The following is a 21,945-nucleotide window of genomic DNA, read 5'->3' as shown; positions in this document are numbered from 1 at the left end:
GGCGCCGATATGAACGACCTTTCTTCCGCACCCCAGCCCGAGGGCGAACGCCCCAAAATGCAGCGCAAGCCCGATTGGATTCGGGTGAAGGCTCCTGTCAGCAAGGGCTATCAGGAAACGCGCAAGCTGATGCGAGAGCTCAACTTGCATACGGTTTGCGAAGAAGCGGCCTGCCCGAATATCGGCGAATGCTGGACCAAGAAGCACGCGACGGTGATGATCCTGGGCGACACCTGCACGCGCGCCTGCCGGTTCTGCAACATCAAGACCGGCATGCCGATGCCGGTCGACCCGCTCGAACCGGAACATACCGCCACTGCAGCGGCGGCGATGGGGCTCGAGCATATCGTGATCACCAGCGTGGATCGCGACGATCTGCCGGACAGAGGCGCGGGCCAGTTCGTCAAGGTGATCAACGCGCTGCGTCGGGAGACGCCGAATACCACGATCGAAATCCTGACCCCAGATTTCAAAGGGCGCATGAAGCAGTCGATCGAGGAAATCTGCGAGGCCGGGCCAGACGTGTTCAATCACAATCTGGAAACGGTGCCGCGCCTTTATCCGACCATCCGGCCTGGAGCGCGATATTACGCCTCTCTTCGTTTGCTCGAAGAGGTGAAAGCGCATAATCCGCTGATCTTCACAAAATCGGGTATCATGCTCGGCCTCGGCGAAGCGCGTCTCGAGGTGCATCAGGTGATGGACGACATGCGCAGCGCCGATATCGATTTCATTACCATGGGCCAGTATCTCCAACCCACGCCCAAGCATGCCAAGGTCGAGGAATTCGTAACGCCGAAGCAATTCGCCGCTTATGGCTCGATCGCCCGGGCCAAGGGCTTCCTGCAGGTGGCATCGAGCCCGCTTACGCGGTCCAGCTATCATGCCGGTGACGACTTCGCCCAAATGCGCGCGGCGCGGGAAGCGAAGCTGGCCAAGCAGAGTGCGTGATGCCCGGCATTCGCGAAAAGCGGCGACTGCCGTATAGCCAGGAGCAGATGTTCGATCTGGTTGCCGACGTCGGCAACTATGGGAAGTTTCTTCCGTGGGTAGTCGCAACGCGGGTACGCAGCGACAGCGAAACGGAAATGGTTGCGGACATGCTCGTCGGCTTCAAGGCCATTCGCGAAAAGTTCACCTCGCGCGTGCTGAAGCAGCGCCCTGATCACATCGAAGTGATTTACGTCGACGGTCCGCTGAAGGATCTGGATAACAACTGGACGTTCAGCCCGACCGAAGACGGCGGGTGCGAGATAGACTTCTGCGTCGATTTCACGTTCCGAAATGCCGTGTTCGAAGCACTGGCCGGTCAGTATTTCGACCGTGCGTTCCGCAAGATGGTGCAGGCTTTCGAAGACCGGGCGGACGAACTCTACGGACGCGAGAACGCGGCGGCCAATCTCTAGGGTAGCAGCAGGTCCAGAGCGCAGAGTGTCGCTTCGCGGCGGATGCTGGCGCGTGAGATCGGTTCGAAAAGTTTAAGTTCGCCCTCGGGCTCGCTTTCCGTGCCGCGTACGACTCGCGCGAACACGACCGTGCCCACCGGCTTGAGGTCGGTACCTCCATCCGGCCCGGCAACTCCGCTGATGGCGACAGCGATATTCGCGTGAGAGCGTTCGAGAGCGCCTTTTGCCATGGCCCATGCGCATGCGATCGAAACCGCGCCGAACGTTTCGATTATTTCAAGCGGGACGCCCAGGCTTTCCTGCTTGGCTTCGTTCGAATAGGTGACGAAACCGCGATCCAGCACGGCTGACGATCCCGGTATTTCAGTAAGTGCGGCTGCGACCAGCCCACCGGTGCAGCTTTCCGCCAGCACGACTTTACGGTTGGCAGCCCTGTTTTCTTCGACAACCCTGCGCGCCAGGCTTTCGATTTCTTCGGGGAGGAGCGCCGAAGACATTACCCGTCCACGTCGCATACTGCCGGCTGCCTGTTACCGGTGATATCCATCACAAACGTCAGCAGTCCGCCGAGATTTTCCGGCGGAAGGGGCGAAAGCAGTTCCATTGCCCGTTCGATCTTGCCGCAGTCAGCCGGCTTGATGGATTCGCCCAACTTCTGTGCCAGGATCGCATCGACGAAGGGACGCAGCGCTTCCGGCGGCAGATCCTGCACCATTTCACGCATGCCGGCATCGTCTACCTGCTCCTTGCCGCTGGTGGCAAAAATCATGACGGCGCGCATGGCACCCGGCCAGCGCTCTGCCTGCATGGCTTCATAAGGGGCGACGAAAGCTTGGCCCTGGGTAGCGAAGAACCCATTGGGTGACAGCTGGGCTGAACATGATGCACGAAAGCCATTCGCAATGACCGGCACGGCGTAGATGGCAGCGTCAGTCAGATCCTGCGGAGCAATGCATTCCTGAGCCGAGGCTGCCGGAGCCTGTAGTAATGCGAGGCTGGCCACGGCCGCGGTGATCATTTTTCTGCCGGTCGCACTCTTCATGTTCTTATTCCTTGATGACTGTCGCTATTGCCTGCGCCGCTATTCCTTCGCCGCGACCCGTAAGACCGAGACGTTCCGTCGTCGTGGCCTTTACCGATACGAGCGCGATGTCAACGCCAAGCAGATCGGCAATTCGTGTTCGCATGGCGTCGCGGTGCGGGCCGATCTTCGGTGCTTCGCAGATAATCGTCAGATCGACATTGCCGACACCATAACCGGCTTCCCGAACAAGCCTGGCCGCGTGTTCTAAAAACCGGTCACTGCTGGCGCCTTTCCACCGGGGATCGCTGGGAGGGAAATGGCTGCCGATATCGCCATTCGCCACTGCTCCGAGCAGTGCATCGACGATGGCATGCAGGGCGACATCGGCATCACTATGGCCGGAAAGCCCTTTGGAATGATCGAGGCGGATGCCGCCGAGCCAGAGTTCCTCACCTTCGACGAGGCGGTGGACGTCGAAGCCCATACCGATCCGAATGCTCGGCTGTTGAACCATGAAATCCTCCGCGAAGGTCAGTTTAGCGAGACGGTCATCGCCCTGAACATGAGCCACAATGCCACCATTTGCACGCAGGACCTGCGCGTCATCACCGGCACTGGCTTCGTCCTGCCAGGCCTGATGTGCACGGAAAATTGCATCAAAGCGAAATGCCTGCGGGGTCTGTACGCGCCGAAGCTGTTCACGTGGAGCGGTGCCGCTCATCACGCCGTCGTTCTCGACTGAGAGGCTGTCGATCACCGGCAGAACGGGTATTGCACCGGGGTGGTGCTCAAGCGCGGCGAGCAGGCGTTCGATCACCGGTAGGGGCAGATCCGGCCGGGCTGCATCGTGGATCAGGATTCGTTCGGCGCTGTCGACGGCGGCGAGAGCCTTCTTCACGGATTGCTGACGCGTCGTGCCGCCCGCTACCAGTGCAAACCCTTCCAATCCCGCCAACGCGTCCAGCACCGCCTGTTCGCCATCCGGCGGGACAGCGATTACCAGCGGACGAGCCCCTGCATCGAGCAGCGTTTCGACAGAATGGCGCAAAACCGGTTTGCCCCGCCACATCGCGAACTGTTTGGGAAGCGGCTGACCGGCGCGCAGTCCCTTGCCGGCGGCAACGACTATCGCGGCGAACGAGGGAAGGGTGGGGGCGTCGTCCATAGGCAGCAGCGCGCTAGCGGCTTGCTGTTTGAGCTGCAACGCACTATGTGCCTGCCCAATATTTAGGCAATGATTTCCGGCATGACGATGACCCCTCTTCCCCCGGCTCCGCCGAAGCCCATTTTTGTCGGCGACGTGTCGATCGACACGCCGGTCGTGCTTGCGCCAATGACGGGCGTCACCGACTTGCCGTTCCGCAAGTTGGTGCGCCGTTATGGTTCAGGTCTCAACGTGACCGAAATGATCGCAAGCGAAGCGGCGATCCGCGAAACCCGGCAGAGCGTTCAGAAGGCTGCCTGGGACGCGACCGAAGAACCTGTTTCGATGCAGCTTGTCGGGTGCGATCCGGTCAGCATGTCAGAGGCAGCCAAACTTCAGCAGGACAACGGCGCTGCGATAATCGACATCAACTTCGGTTGTCCGGTAAGAAAGGTCGTCGGACAGTTGGCGGGCTCCGCCTTGATGCGTGAAGTGCCGCTGGCGACGAAGCTTATGGAAGCGACGGTCAAGGCGGTGGACGTCCCGGTTACGGTGAAAATGCGCATGGGTTGGGATCATGCTGACCTCAATGCCCCGGAACTCGCGCGCATTGCCCAGGATCTCGGCGTCAAAATGATCACCGTGCACGGCCGCACGCGCAATCAGATGTACAAGGGCAGCGCAGACTGGGCGTTCATTCGCAAGGTCAAGGATGCGGTTTCAATTCCAGTAATTGCCAATGGCGACATCTGCACCATCGAAGATGCGGCGAAGGCGCTCGATCAATCCGGCGCGGACGGTATCATGATCGGTCGCGGCGCCTATGGGAAACCCTGGCTGCTGGGTCAGGTAATGCATTGGTGGCGCACCGGCGAAGTGCTGGAAAGCCCGAGTGTGGACGAACAGTTTGAAACGCTGATCGAACACTATCGTATGATGCTGGACCATTATGGCGAAGATGTCGGCACCAAGATCGCCCGCAAGCACCTTGGCTGGTACACCAAGGGACTGCACGGTTCCGCCGAGTTCAGGAATTTCGTCAACTTCATCGACGACCCCATGAAGGTTCTCGAGGAGATCGAACGGTTCTACGAACCCATGTTGCAGCGAAGGGCCGCGTGAGCACGCCCGCTGGTGCGCCCGACGCGCGCGACCAGCTAGCGTCGCTAATCTTTGCAGTCCTGTTACTCGAAGAAGACGACAAGATCGTCGAAGCCAACCATGCTGCCGAAGAAATGCTCGGTCGCAGTGCTCGCAAATTGTCCGAGAAACGCTTCTGGGACGTAGTGGGAATTTCCGATCAACGCCTGAGCGATCGGTTACAGTCCAACGATGCGCAGATCGTGGCGCGTGGTGCGACCATCGCCACTGCGATCGGCGATCGCCGGGTGAATATCAGCAGTTCGCCGATGCCTGGCGAGAACGGATGGCGGGTCCTTACCCTGTCGGATGCCGGGCAGCCGGAAAATGACGAAGACGAAACCGAACGCGTCGAATTGCGTGCCCCGGCAGTGCTGGCCCATGAAATCAAGAACCCGCTTTCCGCGATCCGCGGGGCAAGCCAATTGCTGGCGCGGCGGGTTGCGGGCAAGGACAAGCCGCTGGCGCAAATGATTTCTACAGAAGTGGATCGGATTGCGCAGCTCATCGACCGCATGCAGCAATTGGGCGCAAAGCCGGTAGAGATCACGGGGCCGTGCAATCTTCACGCTGCGATCCGCAATGCCATGGCTACGGTCAGGGCAGCGCGCACCACGGCATGCGAACTGGAAGAAGAATTCGATCCCTCTTTGCCACCCGTCGCTGCCGATCAGGGCGCGCTGGAGCAGGTCCTGATCAATCTGATCGCGAATGCCTGCGACGCGTGTGCCGGAGTGGCAGAGCCGAAGGTTCGCGTACGTACCCGGTTCGTCAGCGGGCTCGTTTTCAATACGATACGCTTCGGCAAGGCGACCAGGCTGCCGATCGAGATAACCGTGACCGACGGTGGCCCAGGGATCGATCCTGCGCTGCGCGATCATGTTTTCGAGCCTTTCGTATCGAGCAAGCCGCATGGTCAGGGACTTGGACTGGCCCTTGTCCGCAAGCTTCTTCGCGACATGGGGGGGCGCATTTCACACGAGCGGGATGAGCGCGCGAGTGAAACGCATTTCCGCATCAATTTGCCGATAGCGGCAGGGTAGGGGACCGATGAGCCACGCAGTTCTGCTGGTCGAAGACGACAAGAGCATCGCCACGGTCATTACCGAGGCGCTGCGCGAGGACGGGTTCGAGGTTACCGCCTGCGAAAGCATCGAGCGGCGCGATGTGCTGCTCGGTTATGGTCGGTTCGATGTCATGCTGACAGATGTAATCCTGCAGGATGGCGATGGCCTGGCGTCCATCGACGCGGTCCGGCGCGCCGCCCCCGACATGCCCGTGATCGTTCTGTCGGCTCAGAATACGCTGGATACAGCAGTCCGCGCCAGCGACAGCGACGCGTTCGAGTATTTTCCCAAGCCGTTCGATCTCGATGAACTTATGCAGGCGGTTGCGCAGGCGGTTGCAAACCGTCCGTCGGTAGAGGGCGTCGAGGAGCCGGAAGATAGCGCGTTGCCACTGATCGGACGCAGTCCCGCCATGCAGGGCGTGTTCCGAATGATCACGCGCGTCCTGAGGAACGATCTAACGGTCCTGATCACCGGCGAGAGTGGTACAGGCAAGGAACTGGTGGCGGAAGCCATCCACGAGCTCGGTTCGCGCAAAACGGGGCCGTTCGTGGCGGTCAACATGGCAGCCATTCCGCACGATCTTCTTGAAAGCGAGCTTTTCGGTCACGAGCGCGGAGCCTTCACCGGAGCTGTCAGCCAACAGATCGGCAAGTTCGAGCAGGCCAATGGCGGGACGCTGTTCCTCGACGAAATCGGGGACATGCCGGCCGAAGCACAAACGCGGCTGTTGCGCGCATTGCAATCCGGCAGGATCCGCCGCGTCGGAGGGCGGCAGGAAATCGGCGTGGATGTGCGCATCGTCGCGGCGACCAATCGTGATCTGGTGCCGATGATCGGCGAAGGGCGCTTTCGCGAGGACCTCTATTATCGCCTGAACGTGGTTCCCATCCATCTGCCGCCGTTGCGGGAGCGACCGGAGGATGTCGGCGCGCTGGTTCGCCATTTCCTGGGACAGGCCGCGAGCGAGGGTCTGCCTAACCGACTAGCGAGCCTGGGAGCGATCGAAGCCCTCGAGGCACGCGAATGGCGGGGAAACGTGCGCGAACTGCGTAATGCGATCTTTCGTCTTGCCCTGATGGCGCGCGAGGACGTGATCGATCGTTCTGCCGTCGACGATTTATTGCCAGCGGTTCGAAAGCCCGAGGGTGAAAGCGCCAAACATGGTCTTGAAGCGGCGCTCGAAGCATGGTTCGACGAAGCACGTCCGGTGGATGGCGGTGTGTATCATGCGGCGCTCGCTGCTTTCGAAAAGCCGCTGTTCGAGCACACGCTCCAGCGGACGCAGGGAAACCAGTTACGCGCAGCACGCATGCTAGGCATAAATCGCAACACCTTGCGAAAACGCCTTTCGGAGCTTGATATTACACCGGAAAATTTCGCGCGCCGGAGTTGATGCCGCGCGAACTGGCGACAGCCGGCCACAATTTGTCGAATTTATACTTGCAAATGTGCAACACTCCCGTTGTATGCCCGCCACGATGGCGTCAGGCGTAGAAGTACCAAGGAATCAGACTCCTCGCTGGTGGCGCAGATTCATTGTGACGTCGCGCCGCAAGAATATATTCGCCTATATCGAAATCGCTGCCGCGATCGCTATTGTGGTCATCGGGGCCAGCACTTGGGCCACTTTCACCAATGCGCCGCCCGACGGCGCCTTGCTGCCGTCCCGGCAGGTCGCCGGGCTTCTTATCGGCATGCTGATCCCTTCGATGGCACTGCTGGTTCTGGCAGGCCGCAGGATTGCGTTGCGGCGAGCGGCGGGAAGTACCGCGCGGCTTCACGTGCGGCTGGTGTTCTTTTTCTCGATGATTGCCGCCGTTCCGACATTGATGGTCGCCGGCTTCGCCGCGTTCCTGTTCCAATCGGGTGCGGATTTCTGGTTTTCGGACGATTCCCGTGGCCTGATGGAAAACGCCAATAGGCTCGCCGACAGCTACTATGAGGAAAACCAGCTTGATCTGGCCAATGAAACGATTTCGATGGCCATGGACATGCGCTCCATTCTTGGACGCGTCGAATTGACAGATCCGAATTTCGCCTTGGTTTATCAGTACCAGGCGGAACCTCGCGATGTGATGGAAAGCGCAATTCTGCAGGCGATGCCCGACAGGTCGATGCGGACTGCGGTTGTCTACGGACTAAATGAGGACAGCGACCCTCGAGCGTTTGCGCAGCAATCGTTCGCTCGACTTAACGCCGGAGAACAGGTTGCGGTCCGGGGAAGTCCTCAACGGATCGAAGCAGTTGCACCGATCGATCGCGACACGGGTATCTATCTCTATACCGCGCGCAATGCCGAAGCCGGGACCTTTCGCAGTTGGCAGACCGCTCGCTCGATTTCTAGCAAGTACAACGAACTGACGAAGCGGGCCCGGGCCCTTCAACTGCGCTTTAATCTCGCGCTGTTTTTCGTGTCCCTTGCCCTGGTGGGCCTCGCCGTCTGGTTCGCGCTTCGCTTTGCCGACCGACAGGTCGAGCCGCTTACCGATCTGGTGGCGGCCGCGCGCAAGGTCGGGGCGGGTAATTTCGCGCTTCGCGTCGAAGGACGGACGGGCGCCGATGAGATCGGGTTGCTGAACCGCGCCTTCAACCGGATGACCGCTCAGTTGGAAAAGCAGACCGATGCGCTGCTCTCTGCAAATACCGAGCTGGAAGAGCGGCGTAGCTTCATTGAAGCGGTTCTTGAATCTGTGAGTGCGGGCGTGATTTCAGTCGATACCGACCTGAATGTGCTCCTGATGAACGCACCGGCGCAGGCTATGCTGGAAAACGATGCCTCACCGCAGGAGTTGCCCAGCACGCTCGATGATCTTGCACCGCAGATTGGCGCAATGGTCAGGGCCGGCCTGACCAGAGGCGTCGTGTCGCATAACCGCAGGGGCGAATTGCTGACGCTGGCGGTCAAGATCGGTCGCGAAAGTGACGGACACGTCATTACGTTTGAAGACATTACCCGGCAGCTTCTCGATCAACGGCAGGCCGCATGGTCCGATGTTGCCCGCAGGATTGCTCACGAAATCAAGAACCCGTTGACCCCCATTCAGCTCGCGACGGAGCGATTGAAGCGCAGATACCGCAAACAGATCGCACAAGATGGCGAGTTGTTCGATGAATTGACCAGCACGATCGTTCGGCAGGTGGGTGATCTGCGGAAGATGGTGGATGAATTCTCCAGCTTTGCGCGACTGCCCAAACCAAGTTTCCGCCCTGAGGACATGCTCGATCTGGTCAGGCAGTCGCTGTTCCTCCAGGAAGTCGCGCACCCCGATGTCGATTACCGGTTGGAAGCGCCACATGATGGCCCGATACGCATGCAATGCGACAGGCACCAATTGGGCCAGGCGCTGACCAATACGCTCAAGAATGCTTACGAAGCGATTGAAACCAAACTCCAGTCGTCCGACGTCGATTACCGCGGCAAGATCCTGATCGCGGTCGAGCCGGGCGAAGATTCGGTAATCGTCTCGGTGCAGGATAACGGAATTGGGTTGCCGCAGGACCGGGTCAACATTCTCGAACCTTATGTGACCACGCGCGAAAAAGGCACCGGTCTGGGTTTGGCGATCGTCAACAAGATCGTCGAGGAACATGGCGGTGAAATGACGTTCACCTCGGTCGAGACCGGCGGCACGCGCGTAACGATGCGATTTGCACGCGATCCGCTCGCCAAGAACGGCGACGGACAGCACACAGGATAGATGAAGGATAAGGCCGCATGGCGTTAGACATTCTGATCGTCGATGACGAACGCGACATCCGCGAACTGGTCGCGGGGGTCCTGAGTGATGAGGGCTACGAGTGCCGCACCGCGGCCGATAGCACATCCGCTCTCGAAGCGGTCGACACGAAGCGACCCAGCCTGGTGCTGCTGGACGTATGGCTACACGGTAGCCAGATGGATGGGCTCGAGGTTCTCGATGCCATCAAGGTACGTGAACCCGATTTGCCCGTCATCATCTTCTCCGGTCACGGCAATATCGACACGGCCGTCAGTGCCGTCAGTCGCGGCGCCGTCGACTTTATCGAGAAGCCATTCGAAGCGGAACGTCTGCTTTACCTGGTAGAGCGAGCAACGGAGACGGAAAGACTTCGCCGCGAGAATACGCGGTTGCGCGAGAACGAGTCGCAGATCGACGAGTTCACTGGGAATTCGGCAGTCATAAATGCTGTGCGGGCCACGCTGAAGCGCGTCGCAAGCACTGGCAGTCGTGTTCTGGTGACCGGACCTGCAGGGGCCGGCAAAGAAGTGGCTGCACGGCTCTTACACAGCTGGAGCCCGCGGGCGGACAAGGCCTTTGTCATCGTCAATTCCGCGCGCATCACCCCCGAACGGTTTGAAGAGGAACTGTTCGGGGAAGAGGCAGATGGCAAGCTGGTGCGCCCAGGCCTGTTGGAGACTGCCGACGGAGGCACGCTCTATCTGGATGAAGTCGCGGACATGCCGCTTTCCACACAGGCGCGCATTCTACGTGTTCTGACAGAACAGAGTTTCGTGCGGGTCGGGGGGACTCGACAAATCGGTGTAGACGTCCGCGTCGTCTCATCGACGTCGCGCGACCTTGCAAACGAAATGGAAGAGAAGCGGTTTCGCGAAGACCTCTTCTATCGTTTGAACGTGGTGCCGGTGGAAGTCCCATCTCTGGCCGAGCGCCGGGACGACATCCCGTCGTTGGCCGACGGGTTTTTCGCGCGTTATGCAACTGAACAAGGATTGCGCCCGCCGACAATCAGCGAAGAGGCCATGGCGGCTCTGCAAGCATACGACTGGCCGGGCAATGTGCGCCAATTACGCAATGTAGTCGAGCGGACAATCATCCTGACACCGCGGGAAAACCTGGAGCAGATCGAGGTCGATATGCTTCCGGAAGAAGTACTCGGCGGAAAAATTGGCGCTAACGGCGGTGTCGGAGCAATGATGGGCGCCCCATTGCGCGAGGCGCGCGAAAACTTCGAGAGAGAATATCTCACCGTCCAGATCCGTAGATTTTCCGGCAATATCTCTAAAACGGCGACTTTCATCGGGATGGAACGGTCTGCTCTGCACCGGAAACTGAAGCTGCTTGGTATGGTCGAGCGCAAGGGATCCGATCGTAAGACTTGAGCAGGATCGCAAAGTTGCGCGATTTTATTCGAAACTAGGATTGCATTGCGTTGTTATGAGTATTCAACCACATTAGGTTCGTTCGCGAAGAACTTGCGGACACCCCGGGCGTGGTGGGCGCCCAGATTGCGGTTCTAAGACGGGCCGCCAAAAAACGGGAAAGAATATGTCCGGCGAACGAACACTCTCTGCGCGGCCACGACCCAAGCCGCCTCAGCCCGAACAGCGGGCGCGTCCGCAAAACCTGCAGGACGCCTTTTTGAACCTCCTGCGAAAGAACAAGTCTCCCGTGACCATGTTTCTGGTCAAGGGTGTCAAGCTTCAGGGCATCGTCACGTGGTTCGATAATTTCTCCATCCTGCTTCGTCGGGATGGGCAGTCGCAACTGGTCTACAAGCATGCGATCAGCACGATCATGCCAGCACAGCCGGTTGATACGGAACAGTTCGGCAGCCAGAGTTCTGGTGCGAAGCAGCGTCTGCTTCAGGATGTTTTCCTTAGCCGCGTCAGCCAGGCCGAAGCGCAGGTAACGATGTTTCTGGTCAATGGCGTGATGCTGCAGGGCAGGATTGCCGCCTACGATCTGTTCTGCATGCTGTTAGAACGCGACGGGTATGTTCAACTCGCGTATAAGCATGCCGTGTCGACGATCCAGCCGGCTACGGCGGTCGATCTGACGGAAGATTGGGAAGAGGACGACTCCTGAGTTTCGACGATGATCTGATGGGCGAGGTATCTCGCGGGGCGCGGGCACTCGTGGTGTGCCCGGATATCCGTGGGATGGCCTACGATTTGGATGCCCAATCCCGGTTGGCCGAGGCTGAAGGTCTTGCTCTTGCGATCGGTATTACGATCGCGGAAAGCTTCGTGCTGCCTGTAAGGGACGTGCGACCCAATTTGTTGTTCGGGGCCGGGCAGGTCGACAACATCGCCATTGCTTGCGAACAGAACGAAGCCGAACTGGTGGTGGTGGACGGGGCCCTTACCCCGATCCAGCAGCGTAATCTCGAAGACAAGCTTTCTCGCAAGGTCATCGATCGAACCGGACTGATTCTCGAAATATTCGGGGAGCGTGCTGCGACTGCCGAAGGGCGCTTGCAGGTAGAGCTGGCGCATCTGGACTATCAGCAGAGCCGGCTCGTACGTAGCTGGACTCACCTCGAACGCCAGCGCGGTGGCTTCGGTTTTCTCGGCGGTCCGGGCGAGACGCAGATCGAAGCCGACCGCCGAATGATCCGCCAGCGTATGGGCCGCTTGCGCAAGGAACTCGAGCAGGTTCGCAAGACCCGCGGTTTGCATCGCGAAAGGCGCGAACGGGCTCCTTGGCCAGTGGTCGCCCTTGTCGGATACACAAACGCCGGCAAATCGACGCTCTTCAACTACCTCACCGGCGCCACAGTCATGGCGGAAGATCTGCTGTTCGCAACACTCGATCCGACAATGCGGGCAATAGCCTTACCGGGCGTCGAAAAAGCGATCCTGTCGGATACAGTGGGCTTCATATCCGATCTTCCGACACAGTTGGTCGCCGCCTTCCGCGCTACGCTGGAGGAAGTGACGTCGGCCGACGTCATCTGCCATGTTCGGGATATCTCGAACCCCTCGACGGGCGCGCAGAAAGCGCAGGTCCTTGATGTATTGCGCGATCTTGGCGTAATCGATGGGGAAGGAGATACGTCGATCCCGATCTTGGAGGTCTGGAACAAGTGGGACCTGCTGAGCGTCGACGACGCGGACGAACTGGGCGAGCAGGTCGAAGCTGACGACGAGATTGTCGCCATGTCTGCGTTGACTGGAGACGGTGTCGATACTTTGCTCGATCGTCTCGGAAGCATGTTGACCCGCAACGCTACTCTCCGAAGCTTCGAGGTGCCCGCTAGCGACGGCCGCCGCATTGCCTGGCTGCATGCGCATGGCGAAGTGCTTGAAGATGTCGAAGCGGAAACCGACGGTTCTAACCGCCTCATCACTGTTCGGCTCAATCCCAAGGAAATGGGGCAGTACGAGGCGCTGGATTAACCGATCTGTGCTTTTGCGCGTTGCCAGTAAAGCTCCTGCGTATCGAGATCGAGTTCGGCAAAATCCTTGCCGTCGCTTCGAGCCAGTTCTTCCATCTTCTTGAAGCGACGTTCGAACTTGCCGTTCGATGCGCGGAGAGCCTGTTCCGGATCGACCCCGTATCGGCGCACGATGTTGACCGCTACGAACAGCACGTCGCCGGCTTCCATAAGCCTGTCCCCTTCGGTTTCGGCATGCGCCAGTTCGCCCAGTTCTTCATGAAGTTTCTGGATCGGACCCTCGATATCGGGCCATTCGAACCCGACACGCGCCGCCCGCTTCTGAAGCTTGTCCGAGCGGAGTAGCGCGGGCAGGGCAAGCGCCACGCCGTCCATCGCGCTAGTCGATCCGGCAGCAGCGCGTTCCGCCGCTTTGATCTCTTCCCAGCGGCTGTCTTCCATGATCCCGCCTTCGTCACCGAAGATGTGGGGATGACGTGCCTCCATCTTGTCGGAGATGTCACGCGCGACATCTTCAAAAGAAAAGTCGCCCGATTCCTCGGCCATTCGCGCGTGGAAGACGACTTGAAACAGCAGATCGCCGAGTTCGCCCCGCAGCTCGTCCATGTCGGCCCGCTCGATGGCGTCGGCGACCTCGTAAGCCTCTTCGATGGTATAAGGCGCTATCGTCGAGAAGGTCTGCGCTCTATCCCACTCACAGCCGGCCTTCGGGTCGCGCAGTCGCGCCATGATCCTCAATAGTCGGTCGGTCTGATGGGACATGGGCCAATCCAAAGGCTAGGGTTTTGGGCTGATCGATCCTGCGGACCGGACCCGCGGGTTTACGCGTCGATCATCTCGCGATCGAATTCGCCGGCGTTGTTCTGGATGAAATTGAACCGGTGTTCTGGGTTACGCCCCATCAACTGATCGACGAGTTCCTTCACCACCGCACGCTGTTCGAATTCGACGGGCAGGGTAATGCGGATCAGGCTCCGGCTTTCAGGGTTCATGGTCGTTTCGCGCAACTGGGCCGGATTCATCTCGCCTAGACCCTTGAAGCGACCGACTTCGACTTTCTTGCCCTTGAAAACAGTTTCTTCCAATTCCTTGCGATGCGCATCGTCGCGTGCATACCGACTCTCCTTACCGGCTGTCAGGCGATAAAGCGGAGGCTGCGCAAGGTAGAGGTGCCCATTGCGCACGACATCGGGCATTTCCTGGAAAAAGAACGTCATGAGCAACGTGGCGATGTGTGCGCCGTCGACGTCGGCATCGGTCATGATGATGATGCGATCGTACCGTAGTTGTTCGGGATCGCAATCCTTGCGTGTGCCGCACCCCATGGCGAGGGAGAGATCGGCGATTTCGCTGTTGGCACGGATCTTGTCGGCAGTGGCGGATGCGACGTTCAGAATTTTACCGCGGATCGGAAGGATTGCCTGAGTCTTGCGATTGCGCGCCTGCTTGGCGCTGCCGCCTGCGCTGTCGCCTTCGACGATAAAAAGTTCGGTCTCACCATCACCTTCGCCCGAACAGTCGGTGAGCTTGCCCGGAAGGCGCAGCTTCTTGGCATTGGTCGCGGTCTTGCGCTTGATCTCGCGCTCCTGCTTGCGACGCAGGCGCTCGTCCATTCGCTCCATGACCTGCCCGAGCAGGGCTTTGCCTCGATCCATATTGTCGGAGAGGAAATGGTCGAAATGATCGCGAACGGCGTTTTCCACCAGTCGCGCGGCCTCGGGCGAGGTAAGCCGGTCCTTGGTCTGGCTCTGGAACTGGGGGTCGCGAATGAAGACACTGAGCATGACCTCGGCGCCGGTCATCACATCGTCGGCAGTAAGATCCTTGGCCTTTTTCGCCCCTGTCAGTTCGCCGAAGCCACGCAGTCCCTTGGTGAGCGCCGCGCGGAGCCCCTGTTCATGCGTTCCGCCATCGGGGGTGGGAACGGTGTTGCAGTACCAGCTTGTCGATCCGTCCGAATAGAGCGGCCATGCAATGGCCCATTCGACACGGCCAGCCTCGTCGGGGAAATCCTGATTACCCGCGAAAGGCTGCGTAGTAACGCATTCGCGTCCGCCGAGTTGTTCGGCAAGATGATCGGCCAGACCGCCCGGAAACTTGAACACGGCTTCTGCCGGCACGTCTTCGCTGGCCAGACTTTCGGCACATTTCCAGCGGATTTCGACGCCTGCAAAGAGATAGGCCTTCGAACGGGCGAGCTTGAACAGGCGCTTGGGACTGAACTGGCGGTCGCCGAAGATTTCGACATCTGGGACGAAGCTGACTGTCGTCCCACGCCGATTGGGAGTGGGGCCGAGTTCTTCCAGCGCGCCCAAGGTCTGCCCCTTGGAAAAGCTCTGCGCGTAAAGCTGCTTGTCACGCGCGACCTCGACCCGCGTATCGCTGGACAGGGCGTTCACGACCGAAACGCCGACGCCGTGCAGGCCGCCGCTGGTGGCGTAGGCCTTGCCAGAGAATTTGCCTCCGGAGTGCAGCGTGGAGAGGATGACCTCGAGCGTGGATTTGCCCGGGAATTTGGGGTGTTCGCCAACCGGCATGCCGCGTCCGTTGTCCGACACGGTTACGCGATTGCCTTCGTCGAGCCGCACCTCGATCCGCGTGGCATGCCCGGCCACTGCCTCATCCATCGAATTGTCGAGTACTTCGGCGACAAGATGGTGCAGCGCGCGGTCGTCGGTCCCGCCGATATACATGCCGGGTCTGCGGCGAACGGGTTCGAGGCCTTCCAGAACCTCGATCGAGGAAGCGTCGTAATCGCCGCTGGAGGTGGGCGTGTTTTCGAACAGATCGTCGGACATGGCTGCTGCTATATCGCGCCGATCTGTCCGCCTACAAGCGCCGCGGACAGGTTATCCGCCCTGCTTAGAACCGGGCAGGCGCGTTATCGACCACGACGACCGAGCCATTGCGTACTTCGCGTACTTCAAAAGCACGTTCGACCATTCCGTTGCGACCGAAGCGGAATGCGCCATCGAGCCCCAGAAAACCGTCCGACGCGAGCAACTCGTTTTCGGGGAAATCCCGCCCGACACGCCAGTCGCGAGCAACACGCAAGGTCAGTAGAACGGCATCGTACCCAAGTGTTGCGATGCGATATGGCTGGCTACCGAAGCGCGCCTCGTAACTGTCCACAAACCGTTTGTACCGCGTGTCCGATATGGCCGAGAACCATGCGCCGCCCAATGCCGAGGCTCGAGTGACCGCGCTTTCGCCGCTCCACAATTCGGTGCCGAGAAGGCGGGTCTTGTCGCCGCCACCGGAAGGATTGAGCACACCAGCCGCCTGTGCCGCGAGACGCGCGCCATCTGCGATCAGGACCGCATCATAGCCCCCATGCGATTTGAGGCGCTGGGCCGCGCTGACGATGGAGGTATTGCCGCGGGCATACCGTTCGGTCCACACCACTTCTCCGCCAAAGGCGGACACGGCCTGGCGCATGGCATTCTCTGCTCGGGCGCCATATTCTCCATCGGGAGCGATAACGGCAAACCTCTGGGCGCCCTTGCTGCGCGCGTACTGGATAGTACGCATGATCGACTGGTCAGGAATCTGGCCCATGATGAACACGTCGGGGCCCGCAGCGCTGATATCGTTGGAAAAAGATATGACCGGCACATCAGCCGCGCGGGCAGAGGTAACGACCGACCGGATGTTCGAACCGAGTAGTGGGCCGAGGATCAGCTTGTTGCCTTCCGCAATAGCCTGCTGCGCGGCGGCCTCCGGGCCTTTCGCTGTATCATAGGTCGTGATGCGAAGGTTGTCGGCGTTCGTGTCGAGCAGCGCCATGGTGGTCGCATTGGCAATCGACTGGCCGACCGGGCCGTTCTGGCCGGTCATTGGCACGAGCAATGCGATGCGGTGCCGCGTTTCATCGCTTGGCAGGCTTTCGGTCGGTTCCGGTGCGGGCGTCTGGGCCACGGGGCCGGGGCGTTCTGCACCCTTTGGAATCACCGCGCAGGCGCCCAGCAATGCTGCCAGCCCCACGGTAACCATTGCCCGACGGTCGATAGTCCAGCGCTTCATCTTGCCGCATCCCTCATTCTTGGTTCATGGGTGAACGGTGTCCGATGCAACTTCACCCGAAAACCGATCCCTTACACCGGGGCTCTATATCGTCTCCACCCCGATCGGCAATCTCGGCGATATTACGCTGAGAGCGGTCGAAGTGTTGCGACAATGCGACGGCGTCGCGTGCGAGGATACCCGCGTAACGGGCAAGCTGCTAAAACATCTGGGTATTTCGAAACCGATGTGGCGCTATGACGATCATAGCGAACATCGCGACCGAACGCGCCTGGTCGAATCCATGCGATCGAAAGCGGTCGCACTGGTCAGCGATGCAGGCACGCCGATGGTATCGGATCCGGGCTATCGCCTCGTCAACGACTGCCGGGCCGAGGGCATTCCGGTGACCGCCCTTCCCGGGGCTTGCGCTGCTATCAGTGGCCTAGCCCTGTCCGGATTGCCGAACGACCGGTTCCTGTTCGCCGGTTTCCTGCCGAGCAAGGAAAAGGCGAGGCGAGAGACCTTGGACGAGCTTGCGGCAGTAGACGCCACACTGATATTCTACGAAACCGCGCCGCGACTGACGAAATCGTTAGCGGCGATCGAAGCGGCATTGCCCGATCGTGAAGTTGCCGTGGCCCGCGAAATAACCAAGCTTCACGAAGAACTGCGCCGCGGGCTGCCGTCCGGTTTGCTGGCATATTATGATGCCAACCCGCCCAAAGGCGAAATCGTGTTGTTGGTCGGCCCCCCGCCGGAAAGCATTGCCAGCGAAGAAGATGCCGATGCTATGCTTCGGAATGCGTTGAGGACGATGAAAGCCTCGCAGGCCGCGGCTCAGGTGGCCAAAGCAACCGGGATGGACCGCAAGACGTTATATGCCCGCGCGATGGAACTCCGCTCGGCATGAAGCGCCAATCGGCGGAGAAGAATGGCCGTGACGGTGAAGCGCGAGCAGCCCTCTGGCTCCGGGCGAAAGGATGGCAGATCCTCGACCAGCGGGTCAAAACGCCCGTCGGCGAGATCGATCTGGTCGCCAAGCGCGGCTCAATCATCGCCTTTGTGGAGGTGAAATGGCGCAAACGGGGCGTCGATCTCGATCATGCGATCGACGAATATCGTCTTTCCCGCGTCGCCGCAGCGGTCGAAGCGGCGGCGCATCGTTATGCCGTGAATGGTGAAGACATCCGGATCGACGTAATCCTCCTTGCGCCCGGTAGCTTCCCTCGCCACATCGCCAATGCCTGGCAGCCCTGATCGCTGATGGGCGCCAGATGATCGGAGAATAAAATGTCGCTACGCGTCGCCGTCCAGATGGACCCGCTCGAGAACATCAACATTGCGGGCGACAGTTCCTTCGCCCTGATGCTGTCGGCGCAGGCGCGAGGGCACGAACTCTGGCATTATGATGTGACCAGCCTTGCCTACGAAAGCGATGGGACACCCCATGGCCGGATTACTGCGCATGCCGCGCCGGTAACAGTGCAGCGCGATGCAGGAAATCATTTCAGCGCGGGAGAGCGCCGACGCATCGACCTGGCGCAAGACATCGACGTAATCCTGATGCGCCAGGATCCGCCCTTTCATCTCGGCTATATCAGTGCGGCGCTGCTGCTCGATCGCCTGAAGGGAAAGACGCTCGTTGCCAACGACCCGCGAGAAGTCGTGAACGCCCCCGAGAAGATGTTCGTGCTGGACTATGCGCAATATATGCCGCCGACGCTCGTCGCACGTCACGTGGATGATCTGCGAGCATTCCAGAAAAAACACGGATCGGTCGTGGTGAAGCCTCTTCACGGCAACGGTGGCAAGGCGATCTTCAGGATCGACGAGTCCGGTACGAATCTTTCGGCCTTGTCCGAAGTCTTCGATCAAACCTGGCCGGAACCGCACATGGTGCAGCCCTTCCTTCCTGAAGTGAGTGAAGGCGACAAACGCATCGTACTGGTCGACGGCGAATTTGCCGGCGCAATCAACCGCTTCCCAGGCGAAGGCGAGTTTCGCTCAAATCTTGCTCAGGGCGGTCATGCCGAAGCGACTAAGCTGACCGCGCGGGAAGAGGAAATATGCGCGGCGATGGGGCCTGAACTCAAGCGGCGCGGGCTCGTCTTCGTTGGCATTGATGTGATCGGAGGCAAGTGGCTGACGGAGATAAATGTCACCTCGCCTACGGGAATCGTTGCGATTGACAGATTCAACGGCACGGATACGGCCGGGCTCATATGGGATGCGATCGAACGCCGTCATGCCGCAATGTAGGACCATCCGACAGAGTTGATCGTTAGCGGTCCATGCACGAACTTATCATCCGCGCGATAGAGCAGGGCGGCCTCGTCGGCATCTTCCTTCTCATGGCGCTGGAGAACATTTTCCCGCCGATCCCTTCCGAAGTCATCATGGGGCTTGGCGGGGTGGCGGTGTCCCGCGGCACGATGGATTTCTGGCCATTGATGATCTCCGGGACGGTCGGATCGACTCTCGGCAATTACGCCTGGTATTGGCTGGGAGACCATTGGGGCAAAACGAGGCTCGAACCCTTTGTCGAGAGATGGGGGCGCTGGCTGACCATGGAATGGGAAGATGTCGAAAAGGCTCGCGGATTTTTTCGCCGGCATGGACCATGGGTGGTGTTCGTCTTCCGCTTTACGCCGATCTTCCGGACCATGATTTCTCTTCCGGCAGGCTTGGCTCACATGGGCGTCTGGCGGTTTCTTGCATTTACCTTTGCGGGGGCGTTCATCTGGAACCTTCTCCTGGTCGAAGGCGGGCGGAGGCTCGCTGACTGGCTGGAAGAATCGCAGCACATACTTGGCTGGATCATCCTCGGATTCATCGGTCTCGCGCTGGTGGGATATCTGTGGCGGGTGGTTACATGGAAACCGCGGGACAAGCGCTAGCTGCCTTCGCGTGGGTGGGCTTTGCGATAAATATCCAGCAGGCTAGCGGCGTCGACCTTCGTATAAATCTGCGTGGATCCGAGGCTGGCATGGCCGAGCAATTCCTGCAGGCTGCGTAGATCGGCGCCTGCGCCCAGAAGATGGGTCGCGAAGCTGTGGCGCAGTGCGTGGGGTGTTGCCGTGTCAGGCAGCCCTAAGGCCTTTCTAGCCCGAGCAGTCGCCTTCTGCACGACACCTTGGGTCAATGGTCCGCCCTTGGCTCCCCGGAATAGGGGCTCATCTCTGCTCAGCGTCCAAGGACATTGAGCGACGTAATCAGCCACCGCTTCCCGCACGACGGGCAGGATAGGCACAACGCGCTGTTTGCCGCCCTTGCCGGTGACGGTCAGTCGTTCACCCAGGGGGATCGCATCCCCTGAAACAGAGAGTGCCTCGGCTATACGCATGCCCGCGCCATAAAGCAGGAGGAGAACCGCACGGTCCCGCGCGCCAATCCAGTCTTCGCCTGCGATAGCCTCCACGGTATCGGCAAGCCCTATCGCATCGTCAGGCGTGACGGGGCGGGGCAAACCCTTGCGGATTTTGGGTCCTCGCATTCGGGGAGGGTCAGAAAGTTCATGGCCTGCCTGTGCCCGGGCGAAAGCGATAAACCCCTTGAGCGCGGACAACTCACGCGCCGCAGAAGCATTCGATAATCCGTCCGAACGCCGCGAGGCGAGATGGGACCGCAGTTGTGCAGCCGTGATATCGGCCACCTGGTCCCAAGAATTGAGGTTGAGCCGAGCGAGAAGGTTTGATGCGGCCTTGTCGTAAGCCCGAACCGTATGCGGCGAACGCCTGAGCCCCAAAGCGAGGTGATCGTGCCAAGGACTCAGCAGCTCAGCCCGGCTCATGATGCCACCAGATCTGCCTGAACCAATTCGCCCAGCAGCGCATCCAGTAATGGCATGCCTTGCGGAGTGACGCCGATCTTTTCCTCCCTCGACCACACGAGGCCGAGATCCCGATAAAGGGCCATCTTGCTGACATCGATCAGACTAGAGGTTGTAACATCGAACCGGCCACCGATCGCAGCGAGGTCGATCCCTTCGTCAAGTCGAAGGCCCATCAGGAGTGCTTCGGAAGCCTGTTCGCGCCGATCGAGCATGCATGCTTCGGCAATTCCGTGCGAGTGATCCGCGACTGCCGAAAGAAAGTTTTCCGGTTTCTTATGCCTAACTGTTGCCTCATTTCGACGCCGCCCATGGGCGCCGGGTCCGATGCCGATATAATCCTGATACCGCCAGTATGTGAGGTTGTGCCTGCTTTCCTGTCCGGGGCGGGCATGGTTGCTGACCTCATATGCCGGTAGCCCCGCTGCGTCTGTCATGCTGCGCGTGAGAGCGAAGAGATCTGCGGCATTGTCGTCGTCCAGCGGGTCGAAAATGCCGCGACGGACATCGGTCGCGAACCGGGTCGTCGGTTCGATAGTGAGCTGGTAAAGCGACATGTGATCGGTGCCCAGCGCGAGAGCTTCGGCCAGTTCCATGCTCCAGTCATTTTCCGATTGCTCCGGGCGTGCGTAGATAAGATCGATCGACACGCGCGAGAAATGGCTTTGCGCCACCTCGACAGCTTTTACCGCTTCGTCCGCGCCGTGAAGGCGGCCGAGGAAGCGCAGTACGTCGTCGCGCAGGCTCTGCACACCGAGCGAAACCCGGTTAACTCCGGCAAGGGCAAGATCGGCGAATGTGGCAGCTTCTACCGAACTGGGATTGGCTTCCAGCGTGATTTCGATTCCGGGTTCGAAACCCCAGAGGCGTTCGGCCTCGCCTAGAAGGGTCGAGACCAACGCTGGGGGCATCAGGGAAGGGGTTCCACCACCGAAAAAGATGCTCGTCAGCGGTTCATCGGAACAGGCTTCGCCGTGCTCATGACGCATGTCTGCAAGCAGGGCTGTTTCCCACAACGTGACATCCGTGGTCTGCCGTACATGACTGTTGAAATCGCAATAGGGGCATTTCGCAAGGCAGAACGGCCAATGAATGTATAATGCGCGGGCCAATATCTTCAGCTTATCTTAACTGTGGATGCGGAATCTGCCCGCCATGGACGGGTCAGGAAAATGGACTGCGCCTATCGTCGGCGCTTTAGCGGTGCT

The 21,945-nt window shown here is 59.9% G+C and carries 21 protein-coding genes; 13 read left to right on the top strand and 8 right to left on the bottom strand.

All coding sequences use genetic code 11. The features are described 5' to 3' along the window. Nucleotides 1-9 precede the first annotated feature (9 nt). Together lipA and ACIGGE_RS17535 are read left to right on the top strand one after the other, a co-directional pair. Nucleotides 10-951 (top strand): lipoyl synthase, encoded by a 942-nt coding sequence (gene lipA, locus ACIGGE_RS17540; protein ID WP_103025091.1) that lies wholly within the window; start codon nucleotides 10-12, stop codon nucleotides 949-951. Continuing rightward, nucleotides 951-1,406 carry a type II toxin-antitoxin system RatA family toxin gene (locus tag ACIGGE_RS17535; RefSeq protein ID WP_103025059.1) on the top strand — a complete coding sequence of 152 codons (456 nt, stop codon included), beginning with the start codon at nucleotides 951-953 and terminating at the stop codon, nucleotides 1,404-1,406. The genes lipA and ACIGGE_RS17535 overlap by 1 nt, the downstream gene beginning before the upstream one ends. On the opposite strand, the gene ACIGGE_RS17530 is transcribed toward ACIGGE_RS17535, so the two are convergent. Genes ACIGGE_RS17530 through ACIGGE_RS17520 form a run of 3 tightly spaced genes read right to left on the bottom strand, consistent with a single transcriptional unit; the run spans nucleotide 1,403 to nucleotide 3,595 of the window. Further along, entirely contained in the window at nucleotides 1,403-1,903 is a 501-nt protein-coding gene (locus tag ACIGGE_RS17530; protein WP_397491301.1) for a CinA family protein, read from the bottom strand. The genes ACIGGE_RS17535 and ACIGGE_RS17530 overlap by 4 nt on opposite strands. Next, nucleotides 1,903-2,448, bottom strand: a complete 546-nt coding sequence (locus ACIGGE_RS17525) for a hypothetical protein (RefSeq protein ID WP_397491300.1) — start codon at nucleotides 2,446-2,448, stop codon at nucleotides 1,903-1,905. Before ACIGGE_RS17525 ends, ACIGGE_RS17530 begins: the two co-directional genes overlap by 1 nt. Nucleotides 2,449-2,452: 4 nt before the next feature. Further along, complete coding sequence (locus ACIGGE_RS17520) at nucleotides 2,453-3,595, bottom strand: bifunctional 2-C-methyl-D-erythritol 4-phosphate cytidylyltransferase/2-C-methyl-D-erythritol 2,4-cyclodiphosphate synthase (RefSeq protein ID WP_397491299.1); 1,143 nt, start codon at nucleotides 3,593-3,595, stop codon at nucleotides 2,453-2,455. Between the two features lie 81 nt (nucleotides 3,596-3,676). On the opposite strand from ACIGGE_RS17520, the gene dusB reads away from it, so the two are divergent. The 7 genes from dusB (at nucleotide 3,677) to hflX (ending at nucleotide 12,904) form a co-directional block, all read left to right on the top strand. Further along, on the top strand, nucleotides 3,677-4,696 hold the full coding sequence (dusB, locus tag ACIGGE_RS17515; protein WP_397491298.1) for a tRNA dihydrouridine synthase DusB: 1,020 nt from the start codon (nucleotides 3,677-3,679) through the stop codon (nucleotides 4,694-4,696). Further along, a complete protein-coding gene (locus tag ACIGGE_RS17510; RefSeq protein ID WP_397491297.1) occupies nucleotides 4,693-5,757 on the top strand; it encodes a nitrogen regulation protein NR(II) in 1,065 nt (354 codons plus the stop codon). The genes dusB and ACIGGE_RS17510 overlap by 4 nt, the downstream gene beginning before the upstream one ends. Nucleotides 5,758-5,764: 7 nt before the next feature. Beyond that, nucleotides 5,765-7,177 carry a sigma-54-dependent transcriptional regulator gene (locus ACIGGE_RS17505; protein ID WP_397491296.1) on the top strand — a complete coding sequence of 471 codons (1,413 nt, stop codon included), beginning with the start codon at nucleotides 5,765-5,767 and terminating at the stop codon, nucleotides 7,175-7,177. Between the two features lie 85 nt (nucleotides 7,178-7,262). Further along, nucleotides 7,263-9,482, top strand: coding sequence for an ATP-binding protein (locus ACIGGE_RS17500; RefSeq protein WP_221598395.1), 2,220 nt, complete (start codon nucleotides 7,263-7,265; stop codon nucleotides 9,480-9,482). Nucleotides 9,483-9,499: 17 nt separating this feature from the next. Then, complete coding sequence (locus tag ACIGGE_RS17495; protein ID WP_397491295.1) at nucleotides 9,500-10,885, top strand: sigma-54-dependent transcriptional regulator; 1,386 nt, start codon at nucleotides 9,500-9,502, stop codon at nucleotides 10,883-10,885. A 166-nt stretch (nucleotides 10,886-11,051) separates the two neighbouring features. After that, nucleotides 11,052-11,591, top strand: a complete 540-nt coding sequence (gene hfq, locus ACIGGE_RS17490) for an RNA chaperone Hfq (RefSeq protein ID WP_370372770.1) — start codon at nucleotides 11,052-11,054, stop codon at nucleotides 11,589-11,591. A gap of 17 nt (nucleotides 11,592-11,608) precedes the next feature. Beyond that, nucleotides 11,609-12,904: a GTPase HflX gene (gene hflX / locus ACIGGE_RS17485; protein ID WP_397491294.1), complete on the top strand. Its 1,296-nt coding sequence runs from the start codon at nucleotides 11,609-11,611 to the stop codon at nucleotides 12,902-12,904. Here hflX and mazG read toward each other — a convergent pair. The 3 genes from mazG to ACIGGE_RS17470 all read right to left on the bottom strand — a co-directional run bounded on the left by mazG (nucleotide 12,901) and on the right by ACIGGE_RS17470 (nucleotide 16,926). Beyond that, nucleotides 12,901-13,665: a nucleoside triphosphate pyrophosphohydrolase gene (gene mazG, locus ACIGGE_RS17480; protein WP_397491293.1), complete on the bottom strand. Its 765-nt coding sequence runs from the start codon at nucleotides 13,663-13,665 to the stop codon at nucleotides 12,901-12,903. The genes hflX and mazG overlap by 4 nt on opposite strands. 59 nt (nucleotides 13,666-13,724) lie before the next feature. Then, nucleotides 13,725-15,701, bottom strand: a complete 1,977-nt coding sequence (parE, locus tag ACIGGE_RS17475) for a DNA topoisomerase IV subunit B (RefSeq protein ID WP_397491292.1) — start codon at nucleotides 15,699-15,701, stop codon at nucleotides 13,725-13,727. A 64-nt stretch (nucleotides 15,702-15,765) separates the two neighbouring features. After that, nucleotides 15,766-16,926: a penicillin-binding protein activator gene (locus ACIGGE_RS17470; RefSeq protein ID WP_397491291.1), complete on the bottom strand. Its 1,161-nt coding sequence runs from the start codon at nucleotides 16,924-16,926 to the stop codon at nucleotides 15,766-15,768. A 37-nt stretch (nucleotides 16,927-16,963) separates the two neighbouring features. Between ACIGGE_RS17470 and rsmI the strand changes: the two genes are divergently transcribed. The 4 genes from rsmI to ACIGGE_RS17450 are packed head-to-tail and all read left to right on the top strand — an operon-like array spanning nucleotide 16,964 to nucleotide 19,805. Continuing rightward, nucleotides 16,964-17,818: a 16S rRNA (cytidine(1402)-2'-O)-methyltransferase gene (gene rsmI, locus ACIGGE_RS17465; protein ID WP_397491290.1), complete on the top strand. Its 855-nt coding sequence runs from the start codon at nucleotides 16,964-16,966 to the stop codon at nucleotides 17,816-17,818. Then, entirely contained in the window at nucleotides 17,815-18,165 is a 351-nt protein-coding gene (locus ACIGGE_RS17460) for a YraN family protein (protein WP_222828122.1), read from the top strand. Before rsmI ends, ACIGGE_RS17460 begins: the two co-directional genes overlap by 4 nt. A 33-nt stretch (nucleotides 18,166-18,198) precedes the next feature. After that, complete coding sequence (gshB, locus tag ACIGGE_RS17455) at nucleotides 18,199-19,167, top strand: glutathione synthase (protein ID WP_397491289.1); 969 nt, start codon at nucleotides 18,199-18,201, stop codon at nucleotides 19,165-19,167. A 32-nt stretch (nucleotides 19,168-19,199) separates the two neighbouring features. Beyond that, nucleotides 19,200-19,805 (top strand): DedA family protein, encoded by a 606-nt coding sequence (locus ACIGGE_RS17450; RefSeq protein WP_221598402.1) that lies wholly within the window; start codon nucleotides 19,200-19,202, stop codon nucleotides 19,803-19,805. Here ACIGGE_RS17450 and ACIGGE_RS17445 read toward each other — a convergent pair. Continuing rightward, nucleotides 19,802-20,698, bottom strand: coding sequence for a tyrosine recombinase XerC (locus tag ACIGGE_RS17445; protein WP_397491288.1), 897 nt, complete (start codon nucleotides 20,696-20,698; stop codon nucleotides 19,802-19,804). The genes ACIGGE_RS17450 and ACIGGE_RS17445 overlap by 4 nt on opposite strands. Continuing rightward, nucleotides 20,695-21,849, bottom strand: coding sequence for a radical SAM family heme chaperone HemW (hemW, locus tag ACIGGE_RS17440; protein WP_397491287.1), 1,155 nt, complete (start codon nucleotides 21,847-21,849; stop codon nucleotides 20,695-20,697). Before hemW ends, ACIGGE_RS17445 begins: the two co-directional genes overlap by 4 nt. Between the last annotated feature and the right edge of the window lie 96 nt (nucleotides 21,850-21,945).

The organism is Qipengyuania sp. NPDC077410 (assembly GCF_044543405.1).
GTDB classification, from domain to species: domain Bacteria; phylum Pseudomonadota; class Alphaproteobacteria; order Sphingomonadales; family Sphingomonadaceae; genus Qipengyuania; species Qipengyuania pacifica.
Note: the sequence above shows the minus strand (reverse complement) of the source record. Positions and strands in the feature narration are given on the sequence as shown.